Genomic DNA, 25,463 nt, shown 5'->3' with positions numbered 1-25,463 from the left:
GTTCGCCCCTCCCGACCCCTCCCAGAAGGCTGAGACAGCGATGGCGCACGACGACAAGCTCCGCGAGTACCTCAGGCGGGCGACGGCAGACCTCCAGGAGACCCGTCGCCGGCTGCGGGAGGCGGAGGACGCCCGGCACGAACCCATAGCGATCATCGGCATGAGCGGCCGCTACCCCGGCGGGGTGACCACCCCCGAGGACCTCTGGCAGCTGGTGTCCGACGGCGCCGACGTGGTGTCCGACTTCCCCACCGACCGCGGCTGGAACACCGAGGCGGTGTACGACCCGGAGCCGGGTAAGCCGGGTCGGACGTACGTCCGCCGCGGCGGCTTCCTGCACGACGCCGCCGAGTTCGACGCCGGCTTCTTCGGGCTCAGCCCGCGCGAGGCGCCGGAGGCCGACCCGCAGCAGCGGCTGCTGCTGGAGGTGTCCTGGGAGGCGCTCGAACGGGCCGGCATCGACCCGCAGACGCTGCGCGGCAGCCGGACGGGCGTCTTCGCCGGGCTGATGCACCACGACTACCCGCGCAGCACCACGGCGGGCAGCATCGTCTCCGGCATCGTCTCCTACACCTTCGGGCTGGAGGGGCCCGCCGTCACCACGGACACCGCCTGCTCGTCCTCGCTGGTGGCGCTGCACCTGGCCTGCCAGTCGCTGCGCGCCGGGGACTCCTCGCTCGCCCTCGCCGGCGGCGTCTGCGTGATGGCGACCCCGCAGCTGTTCATCGAGTTCAGCCGGCAGCGGGCGCTCTCCCCGGACGGCCGCTGCCGGTCCTTCGCCGCCGACGCCGACGGCGCGGGCTGGTCGGAGGGCGCGGGGATGCTCGTCCTGGAGCGGCTCTCGGACGCGCGCCGCAACGGCCACCCCGTCCTCGCGGTGGTGCGCGGCTCCGCGGTGAACCAGGACGGCGCCAGCAACGGCCTGATGGCGCCCAACGGGCCCGCGCAGCAGCGGGTGATCCGGGCCGCGCTGAAGAACGCCGGGCTGGTCGCCGCCGACGTGGACGCGGTGGAGGCGCACGGCACCGGCACGACGCTGGGCGACCCGATCGAGGCGCAGGCGCTGCTCGCCACCTACGGCCAGGACCGGCCGGAGGACCGGCCGCTCTGGCTCGGCTCGATCAAGTCGAACATGGGGCACCCGCAGGCCGCGGCCGGTGTCGCGGGCGTGATGAAGATGGTCCTCGCGCTCCAGCACGAGACCCTGCCGCGGACCATCCACGCCGGGGAGCCGACCCCGCACGTCGACTGGTCGGCCGGCCGGGTGCAGCTGCTGAACGACGAGGTGCCGTGGCCGAGGGGCGAGCGGCCCCGGCGGTTCGGCATCTCCTCCTTCGGGATCAGCGGGACCAACGCGCACGCCATCATCGAGGAGTCCCTCCCCGACGCCGAGGACGCCGCCGACGAGCCGCGGCCCGCCCCCGCGCCGTACCTGGCCTGGCCGGTCTCCGCCCGGGGCGAGGACGCGCTGCGGGCCCAGGCCGCGCGGCTGCACGCCGACCTGCTCGACCGCGCCGGCCTGGACGCCGCCGACGTCGCGTACTCCCTGGCCACCACCCGCTCGCTGTTCGAGAACCGGGCCGTGGCGGCAGGTGCGGACCGCGGCGAACTCCTCGCCGCGCTGGAGCGGATCGCCACCGGCGAGGACGCGGGTGGCGCGGTGCGCGGCGGCGGCCGGACGGCCTTCCTCTTCACCGGCCAGGGGGCCCAGCGCCCCGGCATGGGCCGCGAGGCGTACGAGGCCTTCCCCGTCTTCGCGGAGGCCTTCGACGCGGTCTGCGCCGAGCTGGACGCCCGGCTGCCCAGACCCCTGCGCGAGGTGGTGTTCGCCCCCGAGGGCTCGCCCGAGGCCGCGCTGCTCGACCGCACGGTCTTCACCCAGGCGGCGCTCTTCGCGACCGAGGTCGCCCTCTACCGGCTGGTCGAGTCCTTCGGGGTCCGCCCCGACGTGCTCATCGGCCACTCGGTGGGCGAGATCGCCGCGGCCCACGTCGCCGGGGTGCTCTCGACGGCCGACGCGGCGGCCCTGGTCGCCGCCCGCGGCCGGCTGATGGAGGCCCTGCCCGAGGGCGGTGCGATGACCGCCGTCCAGGCCGCCGAGCAGGACGTGCTGCCGCTGCTGGAGGGCCGCGCGGAGCGGCTCGGCATCGCGGCGGTCAACGGGCCGTCCGCCGTCGTCCTCTCCGGCGACGAGGACGCCGTCGCCGAGGTCGCCGGCCTGCTGGCCGACCGCGGCGCCCGCACCCGCCGGTTGCGGGTCAGCCACGCCTTCCACTCCCCGCGGATGGACGGCATGCTGGCCGACTTCGCCGGGGTGCTGGCCGGGCTGACCTTCCGTGAGCCCGCCGTGCCCGTCGTCTCCAACGTGACCGGCGCGCTCGCCGAGGGCGAGGACCTGCGCACCCCCGACTACTGGCTGCGCCACGTCCGCGGCACCGTCCGCTTCCACGACGGGCTGCGCGCACTGGCCGCCCTGGGCGTCTCCACCTGCCTGGAGATCGGCCCCGGCGCCACCCTCACCGCGATGGCGGGCGAGACCCTCGACGAGGACGTCCTCACCGTCCCGCTGCTGCGCGCCGGGACCCCCGAGCCGCGCGCCCTGACCGCGGCGCTCACCGCCCTGCACCTGCGCGGCGTCGACGTGGACTGGGCTGCGCCGCTCGCCGGCACCGGGCGGCGCCGGGTCGGCCTGCCCACCTACCCGTTCCAGCGCCGGCGGTACTGGGCCGAGCCCGAGGACGGCGCCGACGGCGCCCGCCCGGGCCCGGGGGCGGGCGACGGCGCCTTCTGGTCCGCCGTCGAGCACCGGGACCTCGACCACCTCGCCACCGTCCTCGACGCGGACGGCGACAGCCGCTCCTCCCTGGAGACGCTGCTGCCGTTGCTCGCCGACTGGCGCACCCGCAGCGTCGAGCACGCCACCGTCGAGGGCTGGCGCTACCGGATCGGCTGGCGGCCCCACACCGGCGGCACCGGTGGCGCGCTCACCGGCGGCTGGCTGCTCGTCCTGCCCGCCGAGGGCGTGGACGAGGAGTGGGCCGGCGCCGTCGCGCGGACCCTTGAGGCGCGTGGCGCCCGGCTCCTGACGCTGCGCGTCGCCGGGGCCGGCGCCGACCGGGAGGCGCTGACCGCGCAGCTCACCGGGGTACTCGCCGGTGCGGCGCCGCTGAACGGCGTGGTGTCGCTGCTCGGCCAGGACGCGGAGCCGGACGCCGGCGCCCCCGCCGCCCCGCGCGGCCTCACCACCACCGTGGCGCTCGTCCAGGCCCTCGCCGACCTGGACACGGCCGCGCCGGTGTGGAGCGTGACGCGCGGCGCCGTCGCGGCGGGCCGCTCCGAGCAGCTGCCGAACCCCGGGCAGGCCCTGGTCTGGGGCCTCGGCCGGGTCGTCGCCCTGGAGAACCCCGGCCTCTGGGGCGGTCTGGTCGACCTCCCCGCCACCGGGGCCCCCGACGCCGCGCTGCTGGCCCGCCTCGCCGACGTCCTCGCCGACCCGGCGGGCGAGGACCAGCTCGCGGTACGGGCCTCCGGCACCTTCGTCCGCCGCCTGGAGCGGGCCACCGCCGACACCAGCCCGCCGCGCGTCGCCTGGCGGCCCACCGGCACGGTGCTCGTGACCGGCGGCACCGGCGCCGTCGGCGCGCACGTCGCCCGCTGGCTGGCCCGGGCCGGTGCCGAGCACCTGCTGCTCACCAGCCGGCGCGGCATCGAGGCCCCCGGCGCCGGCGAGCTCGCCCAGGAGCTCACCCGCCTGGGTGCCCGCGTCACGGTGGCCGCCTGCGACGCCGCCGACCGCGACTCCCTCGCCGTGCTGCTGAAGGAGCTGCCCGCCGACGCCCCGCTGACCGCCGTCATGCACGCGGCCGGCGTGCTCGACGACGGGACGGTCGGTTCGCTCACCCCGGAGCGGATCGCCGGGGTGCTGCGGCCCAAGATCGAGGCCGCCCGCAACCTGCACGACCTCACGCGGGACCTCGACCTGACCGCCTTCGTGTCGTTCTCCTCGATCGCCGGCCTGCTCGGCGGCGCCGGCCAGGCCTCGTACGCCGCGGCCAACGCCTACCTCGACGCGCTGGCGGAGCACCGCAGGGCGCAGGGCCTGCCGGCGGCCTCCGTCGCCTGGGGCCCGTGGGGCGGCGGCGGCATGGCCACCCAGGAGGAGATCCAGGAGCGCGCCTGGTGGCGCGGCCTGACCGAGCTGGACCCGGAGCTCGCCGTGAACGCCCTGCACGAGGTGCTGGAGCGCGGCGAGGCCGTCATCGGCGTGGTCGACGCCGACTGGGCGGAACTGGCACCCGCCTTCACCGCCGGCCGGCCCAGCCCGCTGATCGGCGCGCTGCCCGAGGTCAAGGCCGCGACGGCCGGTCCGGCGGGCGGCCCGGCGGCGGGCGGCCCGGCCGACGCCTCCGCGCTGGCCCGCGAGCTGGCCGCGCTCACCGGCGGCGAGCAGCGCAGCACCATCCTCGGGCTGGTCCGCGGCCAGGTGGCCACGGTGCTCGGCCACGACGGCCCCGACGCCGTCCAACCGGGCCGCGCCTTCAAGGACATGGGATTCGACTCGCTGACCGCCGTCGAGTTCCGCAACCGGATGAACGCGGCCACCGGGCTGAAACTCCCGGCGACGCTGCTCTTCGACTACGCCAACCCCACCACCCTGGCCGAGCACCTGCACGGCGAGCTGGCACCGGCGGGCAGCGGCGGCGGAGCCGGCGTCGCGGCGGAACTCGACCGGCTGGAGGCCGTGGTGGCCTCCCTCGCCCCGGAGGAGATCGAGCGGACGCAGGTCCTCTCCCGCCTCCAGGCCCTGGTGGCCCGGGTGAACGAGGCCCAGGGCACCCGAGGGGCCGGCACGGTCGCGGACCAGCTGGAGGACGCCTCGGCCGACGAACTCTTCGACTTCATCGACAAAGAACTCGGGATCGCGTGACCAGGTTCCTGGACTCTTTCTCAACAGAATTGGTGAGGCCCTGATGGGGAACGAAAAGAAGCTGCTCGACTACCTCAAGCGGACGACCGCCGACCTCGCCCAGACGCGGGAGCGGCTGCGCGACATCGAGGCGGAGCCGATCGCGATCGTGGGGATGGCCTGCCGCTTCCCGGGTGACACGCGTTCCCCGGAAGACCTCTGGGACCTGGTCCTCAACGAGACGGACGCCATCGGCGGGTTCCCCCAGGACCGTGGCTGGGACGTCGGCGGCATGTACGACGCGGACGCCGAGCAGGCGGCCAGCGGTTACACCCGAAGCGGCGGCTTCCTGCACGGTGCCGCCCGGTTCGACGCCGAGTTCTTCGGCATCAGCCCGCGTGAGGCCATTGCCATGGACCCGCAGCAGCGGCTGCTGCTGGAGGCGTCCTGGGAGGCGTTCGAGCGGGCCGGGATCTCGCCGGACTCGCTCAAGGGCGGCCCGGTCGGTGTGTACGTCGGGACCAACGGCCAGTCCTACTTCGGCATGAAGCTGCCGGAGGAGTCGGCGGCCTACATGACCACCGGGACCAACGGCGCGGTGCTGTCCGGCCGGGTCTCCTACGCGTTCGGCTTCGAGGGCCCGGCGGTGTCGGTGGACACCGCGTGCTCGTCCTCGCTGGTCGCACTGCACCTGGCCGTGCAGGCGCTGCGCCGGGGCGAGTGCACGATCGCGCTCGCGGGCGGTGTCACCGTGATGGCGACCCCCGACCCGTTCATCGCCTTCGGCAAGGCGCGCGGGCTGGCGGCCGACGGCCGCTGCAAGGCGTTCGCCGACGCCGCCGACGGCACCGGCTGGAGCGAGGGTGCCGGCGTCCTGCTGGTGGAGCGGCTCTCGGCCGCCCGCCGCAACGGCCACCCCGTCCTCGCCGTGGTGCGGGGCTCGGCGGTGAACCAGGACGGTGCGAGCAACGGCATCACCGCCCCGAACGGCCCGTCGCAGCAGCGGGTGATCCGGGCGGCGCTGGCCAACGCGGGCCTGTCCACGGCGGACGTGGACGTGGTGGAGGCGCACGGCACGGGCACCACGCTGGGCGACCCGATCGAGGCGCAGGCGCTGCTGGCCACCTACGGCCAGGGCCGTACCGCCGAACACCCGCTCCGGCTGGGCTCGGTGAAGTCGAACCTGGGCCACACCCAGGCCGCCGCCGGCGTCGCCGGGATCATCAAGATGGTGCAGGCGCTGCAGCACGAGGTGCTGCCGAAGACCCTGCACGTCGACACCCCGTCCACGCACGTCGACTGGTCGGCCGGGCACGTGGAGCTGCTGCTGGCCCGCACCCCCTGGGAGCGCGGCGAGCGGCCGCGCCGGGCGGGTGTCTCCTCCTTCGGCCTGAGCGGCACCAATGCGCACGTGATCATCGAGGAGGCCCCGGCGGCGGAGGACGTCGTCGAGGAGCCGGGTACGGGCTGGCCGTCGGGTGTGCCGGTGCCGTGGGTGGTGTCGGGCCGCACGGAGGCCGCGCTGCGGGCGCAGGCCGAGCGCCTGCGGGAGTTCGCGGCGGCCGGTTCGGCGTCGGTGCTGGACACCGGGTTCTCGCTGGCGTCTTCGCGGGCGGTGTTCGACCGCCGGGCGGTGGTGCTGGGCTCGAGCCTGGAGGAGCTGACGGCCGCCCTGGAGGGCGTGCAGGCCGGGCGCCGGCTGGAGGGCAAGACGGCGTTCCTGTTCACCGGCCAGGGTGCGCAGCGCGTCGGCATGGGCGCCGAGTTGGCGTCGGTGTTCCCGGTGTTCGCGTCCGCGCTGGACGAGGTGTGCGGGCTGCTGGACGCCGAGTTGGGTGTTTCGCTGCGCGGGGTGATCGCGGGCGAGGGCGGTTCGCTGGACGACACGGTGTACACGCAGTCGGCGTTGTTCGCCGTCGAGGTGGCGCTGTACCGCCTGGTCGAGTCGCTGGGGGTGCGGGCGGACTTCCTGGCCGGGCACTCGGTGGGTGAGATCGCGGCCGCGCATGTGGCCGGGGTGTTGTCGCTGGCCGACGCCTGCAAGCTGGTCGCCGCGCGCGGCCGGTTGATGCAGGCGCTGCCGGCCGGCGGCGTGATGGTCGCCGTCCGTGCGTCCGAGGCCGAGGTGCTGCCGCTGCTGAAGGGCCACGAGGCCCAGGCGGGCATCGCGGCCGTCAACGGCCCCGCCTCCGTGGTGGTTTCGGGTGCCGAGGCGGCGGTGCGCGAGGTCGTGGCGAAGCTGGAGGCGGCGGGTACCGGCGTCAAGCAGCTCACGGTGTCGCACGCGTTCCACTCGCCGTTGATGGAGCCGATGCTGGAGGAGTTCCGGGCGGTCGTCACCGGTCTGGAGTTCGCCGAGCCCAAGCTGGCGGTCGTCTCCAACGTGACCGGCCGGATCGCGGCCGGCGAGGAGCTGCGCGACCCGGAGTACTGGGTGCGTCACGTCCGCCAGGCCGTGCGCTTCGCCGACGGCGTCCGCGCCCTCGAAGAGGCGGGCGTGACCCGGTTCCTGGAGCTGGGCCCGGACGGTGTGCTGACCGGCATGGCCCAGGCCTGCCTGGCCAAGGCCGACGACGCCCTGCTCGTGCCCGCCCTGCGCAAGGGCCGTGACGAGGTCCCGGCCCTGCTGGCCGCCCTGGCGGGCGTGTTCGAGGCCGGCGCGGACGTCGACTGGACGGCGCTGTTCACCGGCACCGGCGCCCGCCGCGTCGACCTGCCGACCTACGCCTTCCAGCACGAGCACTACTGGCTCAGCGCCACGCAGGACACGGGCGACGTGTCGGCGTTCGGGCTCGTCGCCACCGAGCACCCGCTGCTCGGTGCGGCCGTCGAACTGCCCGACTCCGGCGGCACCGTGCTGAGCGGCCGGCTCTCCCTCGACACCCACGGCTGGCTGGCCGACCACGTGGTGTCCGGCTCCGTCGTGGTCCCGGGCACGGCACTGATCGAGATGGTGCTCCGCGCGGGCCGGCAGGCCGGCTGCGACCGGGTGGAGGAGCTGGTCCTCGAAGCGCCGCTGGTGCTCGCGGAGCGCGGCGCCGTCCAGGTGCTCGTCCTGCTCGCAGCGGCGGGCGACGGCGGCGTCCGGAACGTGCGGATCTACTCCCGCGACGCCGACGCCGACACCGAGACGGCCTGGACCGGCCACGCCACCGGCGTCCTCGCCCCCGGCCGGGGCACCGCCGCCTTCGACTTCGCGGCGTGGCCGCCCAAGGGCGCCGAGCCGGTCGCGATCGACTCCGTCTACGACGACTTCGCCGCCGGCGGCCTGGCCTACGGGCCGCTGTTCCGGGGGCTGACGGCCGCCTGGAGCCGCGACGGCGAGGTGTTCGCCGAGGTCGTCCTCCCGGACGGCGCGCAGGCCGACGCCGAACTGTTCGCCCTCCACCCGGCCGCCTTCGACGCGGCCCTGCACGCGGTGAGCGTCTCCGACGCGGTCTCGGAGGGCGGCCTGCCGTTCGCCTGGTCCGAGGTCGAGGTCTTCGCGACCGGTGCGACGCACCTGCGGGTCCGGGTCCGGCAGGTGCCGGGCCGGGACGCGGCGGCCCTGGACCTCGCGGACGCCACCGGCAGCCCCGTCGCCTCGGTCGGTTCGCTCGCCGTCCGGCCGGTCTCGGCCGCGCAGATCAAGGCCGCGGCGGCCGCGCACCACGACTCGCTCTTCCGGGTCTCCTGGACGCCCGTCACGGGCGGCGCCGCCCGGGGCACCTGGGCGGTGTCCGGGGCGGACGCGGCGGACTGGGCCGGGCGCCTCGGCGTCGTCCCGGTGCCGGACGGCGAGCAGGCCGACCAGGTACTGCTCCCGGCCGGCTGGACCGTCGCATCCGACGAGGACCCGGTGGGTGCCGTGCACGCCGAGACGGAGCGGGTGCTCGCCGCCGTCCAGGCCAGGCTCGCCGAGGCCGGGGCGGAGGGGTCGCGGCTGGTCGTGGTGGTCCCCGGGGCCGGTGCGTCCAACGGTGTCCTCCCGCTGGTCGGGGCCGCCGTCAGCGGGATGATCCGCTCGGCCCAGGCGGAGAACCCGGGCCGGATCGTCCTCGTCGAGCTCGACGAGGACGCGGCGTCGGCCCGTGCCCTGCCGGCCGCGGTGGCCGCCGGGGAGGACCACCTGGCGATCCGCGGCGGCGAGGTCACCACCGCCCGGCTCGCCCGCGTCGCCGTCCCCGCGGTCTCCTCCGGGGAGTCCGCCGAGGGCTCCACCGGGACGGCCGGGCAGGGCTGGGACACGACGGGCACCGTGCTGCTCACGGGCGCGACCGGCGGGCTCGGCGCCCTTCTCGCCCGCCACCTCGTCACCGAGCACGGCGTCCGGCACCTGCTGCTGGTCAGCCGGCGCGGCGCCGCCGCCCCCGGGGCGGAAGAACTGCGCGCGTCCCTGACCGAGGCCGGCGCCGAGAGCGTCACCGTCGAGGCCTGCGACGTCTCGGACCGGGACGCCCTGGCGGCGCTGCTCGCCACCGTCCCGGCCGACCGGCCGCTGCGCGCGGTCGTGCACGCGGCCGGATACCTGGACGACGCCACCATCGCGTCGCTGACCCCCGAGCGGCTGCACGCCGTGCTCCGCCCCAAGGTCGACGCCGCCTGGCACCTCCACGAGCTGACCGCCGGACTCGGCCTGACCGCGTTCGTCCTCTTCTCCTCGGCCGCCGGTGTCCTCGGCGTCCCCGGCCAGGGCAACTACGCGGCGGCCAACGCCTTCCTGGACGCGCTCGCCGGGCGGCGCGCCGCGGCCGGTCTGCCCGCCACCTCGCTCGCCTGGGGCCCCTGGGCCGAGGGCGGCGGCATGGTCGGCACCCTGAGCGAGGCCGACCGCGCCCGCATGGCGCGCGGTGGCATCGTGCCGCTCGGCGCGGAGGAGGGCCTCGCGCTCTTCGACGCCGCCCGCGCGACCGGCGAGGCCGCGCTCACCCCGATCCGGATCGACACGGCGGCCCTGCGCGCCCAGGGCGAGGACCTCGACGCGCTGTTCCGCGGCGTCGTCCCGGTGGCCCGGCGCACGGCCGCACGCGGTGGGCCGGCGGGCGGCGCCGACACCCTCGCCGGCCGGCTCGCCGGCCTCGACCGGGAGGAGCGCGAGCGCCTGCTGCTCCAGGTCGTCCGGGCCCAGGTCGCGGGCGTGCTCGGCCACAGCTCGCCGGACGCGATCGAACCCGAGCGCGCGTTCAGCGAGTTGGGCTTCGACTCGCTCTCCGCCGTCGAGCTGCGCAACGGGCTCAACACCGCCACCGGCCTCCGGCTCCCGGCGACCCTGGTGTTCGACTACCCGTCGTCCTCGGCGCTCGCGGGGCACCTCTACGAGTCGCTGGTCGGCTCGGCCGACGACGCCGCGGACCAGCGGTCCGCCGTCGCGGCCGCCGCCTCGTCCGACGACCCGATCGTCATCGTCGGCATGTCCGCCCGCTACCCCGGCGGCGTCACCACGCCCGACGAGCTCTGGGACCTGGTCGTGGAGGGCCGGGAGGCGGTCTCCGAGTTCCCCGAGGACCGTGGCTGGGACACCGGGCGCCTGCACGACCCGACGCGGGAACGCCCCGACACCACCTACGTCAACCAGGGCGGGTTCCTGCACGACGCGGCGGAGTTCGACGCGGCCTTCTTCCGGGTCAGCCCGAACGAGGCGCTGGCCCTCGACCCGCAGCAGCGGCTGCTGCTGGAGGCGTCCTGGGAGGCGATCGAGCGGGCGGGCATCGACCCGGCCTCGCTCAAGGGCAGCCGGACCGGCGTCTTCACCGGCGTGATGTACCACGACTACCCGACCAGCCACGCGATGGGCAGTGCGGTCTCCGGCCGGGTCTCCTACACCTTCGGCCTTGAGGGCCCGGCGGTGTCGGTCGACACCGCGTGCTCGTCCTCGCTGGTCGCGCTGCACTGGGCGATCCAGGCCCTCCAGCGGAACGAGTGCGAACTCGCCCTGGTCGGCGGCGTGGCGGTGATGGCGACGCCCGAGGTGTTCGTGGAGTTCAGCCGCCAGCGGGGCCTGGCCCCGGACGGCCGGATCAAGGCCTTCTCGGAGGAGGCCGACGGCACGGCCTGGGGCGAGGGCGCCGGCGTGCTCCTGGTGGAGCGGCTGTCGGACGCGCGCCGGCTCGGGCACGAGGTGCTGGCCGTGGTCCGCGGTTCGGCGATCAACCAGGACGGTGCGAGCAACGGCATCACCGCGCCGAACGGCCCGTCGCAGCAGCGGGTGATCCGGGCGGCGCTGGCCAACGCGGGCCTGTCCACGGCGGACGTGGACGTGGTGGAGGCGCACGGCACGGGCACCACGCTGGGCGACCCGATCGAGGCGCAGGCGCTGATCGCCACCTACGGCCAGGACCGGCCGGAGGGCCGGCCGCTCTGGCTCGGGTCCATCAAGTCGAACCTGGGCCACACCCAGGCCGCCGCCGGCGTCGCGGCGATCATCAAGATGGTGCAGGCGATGCGCCACGAGGTGATGCCGAAGACCCTGCACGTCGACACCCCGTCCACGCACGTGGACTGGGAGGCGGGCGACGTCGAGCTGCTGGCCGAGTCCCGGCCGTGGGAGAAGACGGACGGCGTGCTCCGGCGGGCCGGCATCTCCTCGTTCGGCATCTCCGGCACCAATGCGCACGTGATCCTGGAGGAGGCCCCGGCGGCGGAGGACGTCGTCGAGGAGCCGGTTGCGGGCTGGCCGTCGGGTGTGCCGGTGCCGTGGGTGGTGTCGGGCCGGACGGAGGCCGCGCTGCGTGACCAGGCCGAGCGCCTGCGGGAGTTCGCGGCGGCCGGTTCGGCGTCGGTGCTGGACACCGGGTTCTCGCTGGCGTCCTCGCGGGCGGTGTTCGACCGCCGGGCGGTGGTGCTGGGCTCGGACGTGGAGGAGCTGACGGCCGCCCTGGAGGGGGTGCAGGCCGGGCGCCGGCTGGAGGGCAAGACGGCGTTCCTGTTCACCGGGCAGGGTGCGCAGCGCGTCGGCATGGGGCGTGAACTCGCCGAGGTGTTCCCGGTGTTCGCGTCCGCGTTGGACGAGGTGTGCGGGCTGCTGGACGCCGAGTTGGGTGTTTCGCTGCGTGGGGTGATCGCGGGCGAGGGCGGTTCGCTGGACGACACGGTGTACACGCAGTCGGCGCTGTTCGCCGTCGAGGTGGCGCTGTACCGCCTGGTCGAGTCGCTGGGGGTGCGGGCGGACTTCCTGGCCGGCCACTCGGTCGGTGAGATCGCGGCCGCGCATGTGGCCGGGGTGCTGTCGCTGGCCGACGCCTGCAAGCTGGTCGCCGCGCGCGGCCGGTTGATGCAGGCGCTGCCGGCCGGCGGCGTGATGGTCGCCGTCCGCGCCTCCGAGGCCGAGGTGCTGCCGCTGCTGAAGGGCCACGAGGCCCAGGCGGGCATCGCGGCGGTCAACGGCCCCGCCTCCGTGGTGGTTTCGGGCGCCGAGGCGGCGGTTCGCAAGATCGTGGCGAAGCTGGAGGCGGCGGGTACCGGCGTCAAGCAGCTCACGGTGTCGCACGCGTTCCACTCGCCGTTGATGGAGCCGATGCTGGAGGAGTTCCGGGCGGTCGTCACCGGTCTGGAGTTCGCCGAGCCCAAGCTGGCGGTCGTCTCCAACGTGACCGGCCGCATCGCCACCGGCGAGGAGCTGCGCGACCCCGAGTACTGGGTGCGCCACGTCCGCCAGGCCGTGCGCTTCGCCGACGGCGTCCGCGCCCTCGAAGAGGCGGGCGTGACCCGCTTCCTGGAGCTGGGCCCGGACGGGGTGCTGACCGGCATGGCCCAGGCCTGCCTGGCCAAGGCCGACGACGCCCTGCTCGTGCCCGCCCTGCGCAAGGGCCGTGACGAGGTCCCGGCCCTGCTGGCCGCCCTGGCGGGCGTGTTCGAGGCCGGCGCGGACGTCGACTGGACGGCGCTGTTCACCGGCACCGGCGCCCACCGCGTCGACCTGCCGACCTACGCCTTCCAGCGCGAGCACTACTGGCTCGACGCCGGCCCGGTCGCCGCCGGATTCGTCTCCCCGGAGCACCCCTTCCTGGTCTCCTCGGTCGAACTGGCCGGGGACGAGGGCGGGTTGTTCACCGGCCGGCTCTCCGTCCAGGCCACGCCGTGGCTGGCCGACCACGCCTTCGGCGGGGCGACGCTCTTCCCCGGCACGGGCTTCGTCGACCTGGCCCTGCACGCCGGCGACCGCGTCGGCTGCGGGCGCGTCGCCGACCTGGTGCTGGAAGCGCCGCTGGTCCTGCCGGAGAAGGGCGCGGCCGACATCCAACTGTCGGTCGCCGGCCCGGACGCGGACGGCTCGCGCCGCTTCACCGTGCACGCGCGCCAGGTGGGTGCGCCGGCCGAGGTGCCGTGGACGCGGCACGCGACGGGCGCCCTCGCGGCGGCGGCCACCCGGCCGTCGTTCGACCTGGCGGCGTGGCCCCCGGCCGGCGCCGAGCCGATCGAACTGGCCGGCATGTACGAGACGTTCGCGGACGGCGGGCTGCTCTACGGCCCGGCGTTCCAGGGTCTGACGGCCGCCTGGCGGCACGGGGACGACGTCCTGGCCGAGGTGGCGCTGCCGCAGGAGCCTACGGCGGGCGCGGACGGGTTCGGCCTGCACCCGGCCGCACTCGACGCGGCCCTGCACGCGATCGGACTGGCGCGGGAGTCGGAGCGGGCGGAGCTGCCGTTCGCCTGGTCCGACGTGGAGCTGTTCGCCACCGGGGCGACCCTGCTGCGGGTGCGGCTGCGCCCGGTGGCCGGCCAGGGCGCGGTGGCCCTCGACGTCGCCGACGCCCAGGGGCTGCCGGTGGCCTCGGTCGGCTCGCTGGCCCTGCGGCCGGTGTCCGCCGGCGAGGTCGGCACGGGGGCGTTCCACGACTCCCTCTACCGGGTCGCCTGGACCCCCGCCCCGGCCGGCACCGTCCGGCGGACGGGCACCTGGGCGCTGCTGGCCGACCGGCCGGACGAGCTGGCGGGCCGCCTGGACGCCGTCCCCGCGAAGGAGGCGGCCGCCGCGGTCGGCGCCGATGTGGTGCTGCTGCCGGCGGGCGCGCTGGCCGCCGGTCCGGACGCCCCGGCCACGGCCTCGCCGGAGGCCGTGCGCGCCGAGACGCACCGCGTCCTGGAGGTGCTCCAGGAGTGGTTCGCGGACGAGCGTTTCGCCGCCGCCAAGCTGGTCGTCCTGACCGGCGGCGCGGCGGGCCCGATCGAGGGCGACGGCCCGGGGGCCGACCCCTCGGGCGCGGCCGTCGGCGGTCTGGTCCGCTCCGCCCAGGCGGAGAACCCCGGCCGGATCGTCCTGGTCGACGTGGACGGCGACGAGGCGTCGCTGCGGGCGCTGCCCGCCGTGCTCGCCTCCGGTGAGGAGCAGGCCGCCGTCCGGGCCGGCACCGCCCTGGTGCCGCGCCTGGTCCGGGTGGCCGAGGAGCCGGCCGGTACGGAGCCGCAGTCGCCGTGGGACGGCGAGGGCACCGTCCTGATCACCGGGGCGACCGGCGGGCTGGGGCCCGTCTTCGCCCGTCACCTGGTGGCCGAGCACGGCGTCCGGCACCTGCTGCTGCTCAGCCGCCGGGGCGCGGACGCGCCGTCCGCGCCGGAGCTGCGGCGCGAGCTGGAGGCGCTGGGCGCCGAGTCGGTCCGCTTCGCGGCCGCCGACGTCGCCGACCGGGCCGCCCTGGCCGGGGCGCTCGACGGCATCCCCGCCGGGCACCCGCTCACCGCGGTGGTGCACGCGGCCGGTGTGCTGGACGACGCGACCGTCGCCTCCCTCACCCCGGAGCGCCTGGACGCCGTCCTGCGACCCAAGGCGGACGCGGCCTGGCACCTGCACGAGCTGACCCGGGACCTCGGCCTGAAGGCCTTCGTCCTGTTCTCGTCGGTCGGCGGGGTCCTCGGCGGCCCCGGCCAGGGCAACTACGCCGCCGCCAACGCCTTCCTGGACGCCCTCGCCCAGCACCGGGCCGCGGCCGGACTCCCCGCCACCTCGCTCGCCTGGGGCCTCTGGGGCACCGGCGGCATGGGCGGCGGCCTCTCCGACGCCGACGTTCGGCGCGCCGCCCGCTCCGGCGTCGCGGCGCTGACCGAGGAGCAGGGCACGCGGCTCTTCGACGCGGCGCTCGGGACCGGCCTGCCGGCCCTCGTCCCGGTGGCCCTGGACCTCAGGACGCTCGGCCGCGCGGGCGCCGACCAGTTGCCGCCCCTGTTCCAGGGGCTGGTGCGCCCGGCCGTCGCCCGGCGCACGGCGGGGACCACCGCCTCCGGTGCCGACGCTCTGCGGGGCCGACTCGCCGCGGCCTCGTCCGACGACGAGCGCGAGGCGGTCCTCGTCGAGCTGGTGCGCGGTCAGGCCGCGCTGGTGCTCGGCCACAAGGACACGGACTCGATCGAGGTCGAGCGCGCCTTCGGCGAGCTGGGCTTCGACTCGCTGACGTCGGTGGAGTTCCGCAACCGCATGGGGGAGGAGACCGGTCTGCGGCTGCCCGCCGGCCTGATCTTCGACTACCCGAGCATCCGGGTCCTCGCCCGGCACCTGCGGGAGCAGCTCGCCCCGCAGACTCCGGTGGCCGCCGCCGACGGGCTGCCCGCCGACCCGGAGGCACGGGTGCGGCTCGCCCTCCAGTCGATCCCGCTGGCACGGCTGCGGGAGACCGGGCTGATGGAGAGCCTGCTCGAACTGGCCGGGCTCGGCGAGCCCGCCGGGGAAACGGCGGAGGACCGGGGCGGCGACGCCGAGGACATTGACGACATGGACGCCGAGAGCCTCATCTCGATGGCGCTCAACGACACGACGCGGGAGGCGTGAGGCCGACATGGGCCAGAACGATTCGAAGCTGGTCGAGGCACTGCGGTCCTCGCTGAAGGAGACCGAGCGCCTGCGGGAGCAGAACCGCAAGCTCGTGACGGCCACGCGTGAGCCGATCGCGATCGTCGGCATGGCCTGCCGCTTCCCCGGCGGCGCGGCCGGCCCGGACGAGCTCTGGGAGTTCGTCCGGGACGGCCGGGACGGCATCAGCCGCTTCCCCGCCGACCGCGGCTGGGACCTCGAACGGCTCCACGACCCGCGGAGCGAGCGGGCCAACACCAGTTACAGCGACCAGGGCGGCTTCCTGCACGACGCGGGGGAGTTCGACGCCAGGTTCTTCGGCATCGGCCTGCGCGAGGTGGCGGGCCTGGACCCGCAGCAGCGGCTGATGCTGGAGACCTCCTGGGAGGCGATGGAGCACGCCCGGATCCGTCCGGCCACGCTCCAGGGCACCCGGACGGGCGTCTTCACCGGCGTGATGTACCACGACTACCCGAACAGCTTCGGCAGCGGGAACATCGTCTCCGGCCGGGTCGCCTACGCCTTCGGCCTGGAGGGGCCGGCGGTGTCGGTGGACACCGCGTGCTCGTCCTCGCTGGTCGCCCTGCACCTGGCCGTGCAGGCGCTGCGCCGGGGCGAGTGCGACCTCGCGCTGGCCGGCGGTGTCACCGTGATGGCGACCCCGGGCACCTTCGTGGAGTTCAGCCGCCAGCGCGGGCTGGCACCCGACGGGCGCTGCAAGGCGTTCGCCGAGGCGGCGGACGGCACCGGCTTCGCCGAGGGCGTCGGCGTGCTCCTGGTGGAGCGCCTCTCGGACGCCCGGCGCAACGGCCACCGCATCCTGGCGGTGGTCCGCGGCTCGGCGGTGAACCAGGACGGTGCGAGCAACGGCCTGACGGCGCCGAACGGCCCCTCGCAGCAGCGGGTGATCCGGGCGGCACTGGCCGACGCCGCGGTGGCGCCGGCCGACGTCGACGTGGTGGAGGCGCACGGGACGGGTACGACGCTGGGCGACCCGATCGAGGCGGACGCCCTGCTCGCGACGTACGGTCAGGGCCGGCCGGAGGGCAGCCCGCTCTGGCTGGGTTCGGTGAAGTCGAACCTGGGGCACACGCAGGCCGCGGCGGGCGTCGCCGGGGTCATCAAGATGGTCCAGGCGCTGCGGCACGAGGTGCTGCCGAGGACGCTGCACGTGGACGCGCCCTCCTCGCACGTGGACTGGACGGCGGGCGACGTCGAGCTGCTGACGCGGGAACAGCCGTGGGAGCGGAAGGACGGCGTGCCGCGCCGGGCGGGTGTCTCCTCGTTCGGCATCAGCGGGACCAACGCGCACGTGATCCTGGAGGAGGCGCCGGCGGCCGAGGAGGCCGCCGAGGAGCCGGGTACGGGCTGGCCGTCGGGTGTGCCGGTGCCGTTCGCGCTCTCCGGCCGCACGGAGGAGGCCCTGCGGGCCCAGGCGGACCGCCTGCACGCGTTCGTCGCCGCCGACGCCCCCTGCCTGCCGGACGTCGGCCTCTCGCTGGCGTCCTCGCGGACGGTGTTCGACCGGCGCGCGGTGGTGCTGGGTTCGACGCGCGAGGAGCTGCTGGCCGCCCTGGCCGCGGTGGCCGAGGGCGGCTCCCCGGAGCTGCGGAGCGGCCGCACGGCGTTCCTGTTCACCGGGCAGGGTTCGCAGCGCGTCGGCATGGGGCGTGAACTGGCCGGGGCCTTCCCGGTGTTCGCGTCCGCGCTGGACGAGGTGTGCGCGCTGCTGGACGCCGAGCTGGGCGTCTCGCTGCGCGAGGTGATCGCCGGCGACGGCGGTTCGCTGGACGACACCGTCTACACGCAGACGGCGCTGTTCGCCGTCGAGGTGGCGCTGTACCGCCTGGTCGAGTCGCTGGGTGTCCGTGCGGACTTCCTGGCCGGCCACTCGGTCGGCGAGGTCGCCGCCGCGCACGTCGCCGGGGTGCTGTCGCTGGCCGACGCCTGCAAGCTGGTCGCCGCGCGCGGCCGGCTGATGCAGGCGCTGCCGGCCGGCGGCGTGATGGTCGCCGTCCGCGCCTCTGAGGCCGAGGTGCTCCCGCTGCTGGAGGGCCGGGAGGCCGAGATCGGCATCGGGGCCGTCAACGGTCCCGACTCCGTCATGATCTCGGGTGCCGGGAAGGCGGTCCGGGAGGTGGTGGAGCGGCTGGAGGCGAAGGGTGTCGCCGTCAGGCAGCTGCCCGTCTCGCACGCCTTCCACTCGCCGCTGATGGAGCCGATGCTGGAGGACTTCCGGGCCGTGGTCCGGAGCCTCTCCTTCGCCGAGCCCAGGGCCGCCGTGGTCTCCAACGTCACCGGCCGGATCGCCGCCGGCGAGGAGCTGTGCGACCCGGACTACTGGGTGCGCCACGTCCGCCAGGCCGTCCGCTTCGCCGACAGCGTCCGGGCGTTGGAGGAGGCCGGCGTCACCCGCTACCTGGAGCTCGGCCCCGACGGAATCCTGTCCGGCATGGCCCCCGCCTGCCTGGACAGGCCCGGCGACGCCCTGATCGTGCCCGCCCTGCGCAAGGGCCGCGGCGAGGCCCCGGTCCTGCTGGCCGCCCTCGCCGCCCTGTTCGAGGCCGGCGTGGACGTCGACTGGACGGCCCTCTTCGACGGCACCGGCGCCCGCCGCACCGACCTGCCGACCTACGCCTTCCAGCACGAGCGCTTCTGGCTCGACGCGGCGGCCGACCTGAGCGACGCGGCCGCGTTCGGACAGGTCGATGCCGGGCACCCGTTCCTGCGGGCCGGTGTCGAACTCCCCGACTCCGACGGGCTGGTCCTGACCGGGCGGATCGGGCTGGACACCCACCGCTGGCTCGCCGACCACACGGTCGCGGGCACGGTCCTGCTGCCGGGGGCGGCCGTGGCCGACCTGGTGCTCAGGGCGGGCCGGCAGGTCGGCTGCGAGCGGATCCGGGACCTGACCCTGACCGCCCCGCTGGTGCTGCCCGAGAGCGGCGCCGTCGTGCTCCAGGTGGTGCTCACCGGCGCGGACGAGGACGGCGAGCGCGAGGCCCGGGTGTACGCACGGGCCGGCGACGCGGAGGACGGCGCCGAGTGGACGCGGCACGCCACCGGTGTGGTGGCGGCGGCCCACGGCGCGCCGGCCGCCGACGGCGCCGCGTGGCCGCCGCCGGGTGCGCAGCCCGCCGACGTGGCGCAGCTGTACGCGGACCTGGCGGAGAGCGGTCTGGTCTACGGGCCGGTCTTCCAGGGGCTGCGCACCGCCTGGACGCTGGCCGACGAGGTGTTCGCCGAGGTCGTCCTGCCGGACGGCGCGCAGGCCGACGCCGAGTCGTTCTCCCTGCACCCGGCCGCCTTCGACGCGGCCCTGCACGCGGTGGGCCTGTCCCCGGCCGTGGGCGACGGCGGCCTGCCGTTCGCCTGGTCCGACGTCGAGGTCTTCGCGACCGGCGCGACCGCCCTTCGGGTGCGGGTCCGGGCGGCGGACGAGCCGGGCGCCGTGACGCTCGACCTGGCCGACGGCGAGGGCCGCCCGGTGGCCTCGATCGGCTCCCTGGCCGTGCGTCCGGTGCCGGCCGGCGGGCTGAGGCCGTCCGGCACCGGCGACGCGCTGTTCCAGCTGGACTGGCTGGTCGTCCCCACGCCCAAGTCCGTTGCCGGTACGGCGGGCTGGGCCGTGCTGGGCGGCGACGTGCCCGCGCTCGGGGCCGGCACGCCGGTGCATCCGGACTTCGACGCGCTGGCCGCGTCGCTGGACGCGGGTGACGCCGTTCCCGAGGTGGTCGTCCTGCGGCAGCCGCCGGCGGCCGGCGCGGGCACCGCGGAGCACGCGCACGCGACGGCCCGGTACACCCTGGAGGTCCTCCGGCGCTGGGTCGTGGACCCGCGCCTCGACGCCTCCCGCCTGCTGGTCCTCACCGAGGGCGCGGTGGCGGTCTCCGCCGACGAGGCCGTGCCGGGGCTCGCCGAGACCCCGGTCTGGGGCCTGCTGCGCTCCGTGCACCAGGAGTACCCGGGCCGCTTCACCACGGTCGACGCCGAGATCGCCGGGACCGCGCCGCGCCTGCTGGCGGCCGCGGTGGCCCTGGACGAGCCCGAGCTCGCGGTCCGCGCAGGCCGGCTGCTGGCCCCCCGCCTGCGCCGGGCGTCGCAGATCGACGCGGACGGCGGGACGCCCGTGTTCGACCCCGAGGGCACCGTGCTGATCACCGGCGGCACCGGCGGGCTCGGCCGGGTCGTCGCCCGGCACCTGGTGACGGCGCACGGCGTGCGGCACCTGCTGCTGGTCAGCCGCCGCGGCGAACACGCCTCGGGCGCCGTGGAGTTCCGCGACGAGCTGCTCGAGGCGGGCGCCGCGGGCGTCACCCTCGCCGCCTGCGACGTCGCCGACCGTTCGGCCCTGGCCGGGCTGCTCGCCGCGGTGCCGGCCGCGCACCCGCTGACCGCCGTGGTGCACTCGGCCGGCGTGCTGGAGGACGGCACCATCGCCACGCTGTCCCCCGAGCGGCTGGAGCGGGTGATGCGTCCGAAGGTGGACGCCGCCGTGCACCTCGACGAGCTGACCCGGGACGCCGGCCTGGCCGCGTTCGTCCTGTTCTCCTCGCTGGCCGGCACCATGGGCAGCGCGGGGCAGGCCAACTACGCCGCGGCCAACGCCTTCCTGGACGCCCTGGCGCAGCGGCGCAGGGCCGCCGGCCTGGCCGCCGTCTCGCTCGGCTGGGGCCTGTGGAGCGCGACCCTCGGCATGGCCGAGTCGATCAGCGAGGCCGACCGGCAGCGCCTCGCGGCCTCGGGCATCCTGCCGCTCTCCACCGACGAGAGCCTGGAGCTCTTCGACGCGGCGCTCCGCGCCGACCGGGCCGCACTGATGCCGGTGCGGCTCGACACGGCGCCGATCAGGGCCATGGCGTCCGTGATCGACGTGCCGGCGGTGCTGCGCGAGCTGGTGCGGGTGCCGGTGCGCCGGTCCCAGGGGGCGGGCGCCACGGGCGGTCTGCCGGCCGACTTCGCCGCTCTGGACGCCGCCGAGCAGGAGCGGATCCTGCTGGGCATCGTGCTGAGCCGCACGGCCGTCGTCCTCGGCTACGCCTCGGCGGACGAGGTGGAGCCGGAGCGGGACTTCCTGGAGGCCGGCGTGGACTCGCTGTCCGCGACGGAGATCCGCAACGTGGTGAACAAGGCGACCGGTGCGGACCTGACCACCAGCGCCCTGTTCGACCACCGCAACCCGGTGGCGCTCGCCGCCCACCTGCGCGAGCGGCTGGCCGCCGTCGGCGAGCGGGCCGCGCGGCCCGGCCCGGCCGCGGCGGCCGCGGAGAGCCCGGGGGAGGACCCGGAGTCCTTCCGCGGCCTGTTCCGCCAGGCGGTCCTCAACGAGAACCTGCCGGGCGGCATCCGGCTGCTGAAGGCGGCCGGGCACATCCGGCCCTGGTTCCACTCGCTGGCCGACCTGGAGAAGGCGGCCGCCGAGGGCGGCCAGGGGCCGGCGCTCCCGGAGCCGGTGCGGCTGGCGCGTGGGCCGCAGGGCCCGGCGCTGGTCTGCCTGCCGTCGCCGATGGCGATGGGCGGCGCCCAGCAGTACGCCAGGTTCGCGGCGGGCTTCCGCGACGTGCGGGACGTGGTCGCCCTGCCCGTGATCGGCTTCCACGCCGACGACCGGCTGCCGGCGACCGCGGCGGCGGCCGTGGAGGCCTTCGCCGCGCAGATCCTCCAGGCGGCCGACGGGCAGCCGTTCGTGATCGTCGGCTACTCGTCCGGCGGGCAGTTCGCGCACGCCGCGGCGGAACACCTGGAGGCCGCGGGGACCCCCGCGGCCGGGGTGGTGCTCCTCGACTCCTACCTGCCGAACACCGGCGACGACGACAACCAGTCGCACGGGTTCTGGGGGCAGATGATGGTCGGCATGTTCGACCGGGAGGACGACTTCGGGGGGTTCAACGTGACCCGCCTGGGCGCCATGGGCCGCTACGTCGAACTGATCGGCGGTCTGCGGCCCGCCGAGATGAAGACCCCGGTGCTGTTCGTACGGCCCACGGAGTCCTTCGTGGCCGTACCCAAGGCCGGTGAGGAGGAGTGGCGGGCGGTCTGGCCGACCACGCACACCCTCACCGAGATTCCGGGTACGCACTTCACCATCATCGAGGCCTATGCGGCGGACGCTGCCGCGGTCGTCGAGGACTGGGTGTCGGTGACGTGCCGTCAGTTTGCGTCCGGCCGTTGAGGAATTGCCGGGCTCTGGGGTTCGTAGGGGCTGCTTAGGGGTCTGTCCGGGGAAGGCGGCTCGTATAGCGTGCGTCCACAGGACACAGGTCCCGTGACGCCGTCAGTACGGGCACGTCCTCCCCGGTGGACCCAGGCAGTTCAGCCCGGAGGTGGGTAATTTCGCCGGACAAATCGGAGAGGAATACAACGATGTCTAGACCGCCGAGTGCCAAGGGTGTTGTTTCCTTCGGGAAATACAAGACCTGGTACCGCGTGACCGGGGACCTGACTTCCGGCAGGCCCCCGGTGGTGGTGCTGCACGGGGGCCCCGGCAGTACCCATGATTACCTGCTGGCGCTCACCGAACTCGCCGACGCCGGCTGGCCGGTCATCCATTACGACCAGATCGGCAATGGCGGTTCCACCCATCTCCCTGACCGGGGGAAGGACTTCTGGACCGTCCAGCTCTTCAAGGACGAACTGGACAACCTGCTCAACACGTTGAACGTGGCGGACGACTACATCCTGTTCGGCCAGTCCTGGGGCGGCATCCTCGGTGCCTCCCACGCGGCCGAGCAGCCGGCCGGCCTGCGGGGGCTGGTCATCGCCAACTCCCCCGCCTCCTACGTCCTGTGGCTTCAGGAGATGGAGGTGCTGCGGGCCGCCCTGCCCGCGGACATCCAGGAGACGCTGCGCCACCACGAGGCGGCCGGCACGACGGACAACGAGGAGTACTTCGCGGCGATGCGGGTCTTCTACGACCGCCACGTCTGCCGGGTCGTGCCCTGGCCACGGGACTTCGTCGCCTCCTTCATGGAGATCTACGACGACCCGACCGTCTACTACACCATGAACGGGCCCAACGAGTTCCACGTGGTGGGGACGCTCAAGGACTGGTCCGTCGAGGACGAGCTGGACCGCATCAAGGTGCCGACCCTGCTGGTCACGGGTCGGCACGACGAGGCCACGCCGGCCACGGTGCAGCCGTACTTCGACCGGATCCCCGAGGTCCGCTGGGAGATCCTGGAGGACTCCAGCCACCTCCCCCACCTGGAGGAGCCCGAGCGGTTCAAGGAGATCCTGCTCGGCTACCTCGAAGGACTGCTCCCCGGCGCCGGGCTGCCCCCCGGCGACGAGATACCACCCGGAGGTCGTGGATGACGGCGAGCACATCACGGGTACACGCGTACCCGTTCAGTCCTGCCCGGGCCCTTGAGCTCGACCCCGCCTACGCGCAGCTGCGCGCCGAGGAGTCGCTGAGCCGGGTGCGGATGCCGTTCGGCGAGCCCGGCTGGCTCGTCACCCGGGCCGCGGACGTGCGACTGGTGATGAGCGACCCCCGGTTCAGCCGGGAGCTCGCGAACGCCGGCGACCCGCCCCGGCTGCGCGAGGTCGACGTCTCGGGCACCGGTCTGCTCGGCATGGACCCGCCCGACCACGCCCGCGTCCGCAAGATCATGGCGAAGGTGTTCACCGCCCGCCGGGTCGAGACGATGCGCGAGGCGACCCAGCAGACCGTCGACGGGCTGCTCGACGACCTGGTCACCGGCTCCGGGGACCGCGTCTTCGACGTGGTCGAGTCGCTGGCCTTCCAGATCCCCTCGGCGGTCATCGGCAAGCTGATGGGCCTGGAGGACAAGGACCAGCAGAACATCAAGGAGTGGTCCCAGGCCATCATGTCCACGGCCGAGGGCAGCGAGGACTCCGTCCGCGAGGGCTTCGAGGCGCTGTTCGGGTACGTCGCCGAGCTGGTGGCGACCCGCCGGGCCAACCCCACCGACGACCTGGTCGGCATCATGGTCGACGCCCGGGACGAGGGGCAGCGCCTCAGCGAGGAGGAACTCGCCACCCACATCGTCGGGTTGATCACCACCGGCGCCGAGACCACCTCCTCGCAGATCCCGAACTTCCTGTACGCGATCCTCACCCACCCCGACCAGCTCGCCCTTCTGCGCGAGGACCCGGCGCTGGTGCCGCGGGCGGTCGAGGAGCTGCTGCGCTGGATCCCGTTCAACTCCGCCGCGCTCTTCCCCCGTCGCGCGAGGGAGGACGTGGAGCTGCGGGGCACGACCGTCCGCGCGGGCGAGTACCTGCTGCCGTCGCTGTCGGCGGCCAACCGCGACCCGGCGGTCTTCGCCGACCCGGACCGGCTGGACATCACCCGTGAACACAACCCGCACATCGCCTTCGGGCACGGCGCGCACCACTGCGTGGGCGCCCAACTCGCCCGGCTGGAACTTCAGGTGATGCTCGGCACGATGGTGCGGCGCTTCCCGGAGCTGGCCCTGGCCGACGAGCCGGAGAGTGTCCCCTGGAAGCAGGGCCTGGTGCGCGGCCCGCTCGGTCTGCGGGTGACCTGGTGAGCGAACTGCCCGGAACACGCTGGAACATCACCGTCGACACGGTCGCCTGCATCGGCTCGTCGATGTGTGTGGCCGCGGCGCCGCGTCACTTCGTCATGAACGAAGCCGACAAGGCCGTCGCGCTGGCCGGCACGGTCGGCCCCGACCAGGCGGTGCTCGACGCGGCCGAGACCTGTCCGGCCCTCGCCATCACGGTCACCGACGCAGAGACCGGCCGTCAACTGGCCCCAGAGGCCTGAGAGGTACCTCCATGAACACCGTGACCAGAGCGGACACCGCGATCAGAGCGGAGACCGCGATCGTCTTCCCCGGCATGAGCGCCTCCCCCTTCACCGAGGTCGGCAAGTTCATGCTGATCAACCCGGCCGCCCGCGAGCTCGTCGCGCGGGCGGACGAGGCGCTCGGCTACGACCTGCTCGACCGGTTCCGGGACGACCAGGACGGCGGCGACTACTCGGAGGCCTCCCAGGTGGCCTTCCTGGTGAACTGCCTGGCCTCCGCGGAGTGGGCGGCCGGACAGCTCGGCTTCGTGCCCGAGGTGTGCACCGGCCCCAGCTTCGGCGAGAAGGTCCTCGCCGCGTACTCGGGCGCGCTCTCCTTCGAGGACGCCGTCGTGATGACGGCCGAGGTCGCCCGCTGCATGGAGGACTGGTTCCGCACCGAGCACCAGGACGTCGTGACGCACTCCTTCCTGCGCACCCCGCAGGAGCAACTGAAGGAGCTGTTCGCCGAGTTCGACGAGCGCGGCGAGTTCCACGAGGTGTCGTGCTACGTCGACCACGACTTCCACATGGTGTCGATGCGCGAGCCGAGCCTGGAGTGGTTCCTGCCGAGGCTGCGCTCGCTGGGCGGCATGTCGCTCTACACGATGCGGCCCCCGGTGCACTGCACGGCCTTCGGCGCGCTCCGGGACCGGGTCGAGCAGGAGGTCTTCGGCCGGCTCGCGTTCCAGGACCCGAAGCTCCCGGTGGTCGCGGACCAGGACGGCCGGGTCCTGACGACCGCCGCGGAGGTGCGCGCCATGCTGCTCGACAGCTTCGTCACGCCGATGCGGTGGCCGGCGGTCGTCGCCTCGCTGAAGGACCTGGGCGTGAGCAGGGTCTGCGTGTCGGGGCCCGACTCGCTGTTCGGCCGAGTCCCGGTGACCCGCGACAACTTCGAGGTCGTCGCGGCCTCGCCCGCCGCCGCCATGCGTCCGCGCTCCCGCGCCCGCCGGGCGGCGGCGGACGCGGCCTGAGCCCGTTCCACCCGGGCACCGCCCGGCACCCCCCTCATCCGCCTC

7 protein-coding genes are annotated in these 25,463 nt (G+C 75.2%); all 7 read left to right on the top strand.

The window, feature by feature from the left end; all coding sequences use genetic code 11:
* Positions 1-40: 40 nt before the first annotated feature.
* The gene (locus tag J5Y04_RS20550) at positions 41-4,927 is read left to right on the top strand and encodes a type I polyketide synthase (RefSeq protein ID WP_209413541.1); all 4,887 of its coding nucleotides are present in this window, start codon (positions 41-43) and stop codon (positions 4,925-4,927) included.
* A gap of 40 nt (positions 4,928-4,967) precedes the next feature.
* Positions 4,968-15,644, top strand: a complete 10,677-nt coding sequence (locus J5Y04_RS20545; protein ID WP_374106064.1) for a type I polyketide synthase — start codon at positions 4,968-4,970, stop codon at positions 15,642-15,644.
* A gap of 7 nt (positions 15,645-15,651) precedes the next feature.
* Entirely contained in the window at positions 15,652-21,837 is a 6,186-nt protein-coding gene (locus tag J5Y04_RS20540; RefSeq protein ID WP_209413539.1) for a type I polyketide synthase, read from the top strand.
* Positions 21,838-22,028: 191 nt separating this feature from the next.
* Positions 22,029-22,979: a proline iminopeptidase-family hydrolase gene (locus J5Y04_RS20535; RefSeq protein ID WP_209413538.1), complete on the top strand. Its 951-nt coding sequence runs from the start codon at positions 22,029-22,031 to the stop codon at positions 22,977-22,979.
* Complete coding sequence (locus tag J5Y04_RS20530) at positions 22,976-24,181, top strand: cytochrome P450 (protein WP_209413537.1); 1,206 nt, start codon at positions 22,976-22,978, stop codon at positions 24,179-24,181. Before J5Y04_RS20535 ends, J5Y04_RS20530 begins: the two co-directional genes overlap by 4 nt.
* Positions 24,178-24,420, top strand: coding sequence for a ferredoxin (locus J5Y04_RS20525; protein WP_307853212.1), 243 nt, complete (start codon positions 24,178-24,180; stop codon positions 24,418-24,420). Before J5Y04_RS20530 ends, J5Y04_RS20525 begins: the two co-directional genes overlap by 4 nt.
* An 11-nt stretch (positions 24,421-24,431) precedes the next feature.
* The gene (locus J5Y04_RS20520) at positions 24,432-25,418 is read left to right on the top strand and encodes an ACP S-malonyltransferase (protein ID WP_245205124.1); all 987 of its coding nucleotides are present in this window, start codon (positions 24,432-24,434) and stop codon (positions 25,416-25,418) included.
* Positions 25,419-25,463 lie beyond the last annotated feature (45 nt).

It is taken from the genome of Kitasatospora sp. RG8 (assembly GCF_017813315.1).
Taxonomy (GTDB): Bacteria; Actinomycetota; Actinomycetes; order Streptomycetales; family Streptomycetaceae; genus Kitasatospora.
Note: the sequence above shows the minus strand (reverse complement) of the source record. Positions and strands in the feature narration are given on the sequence as shown.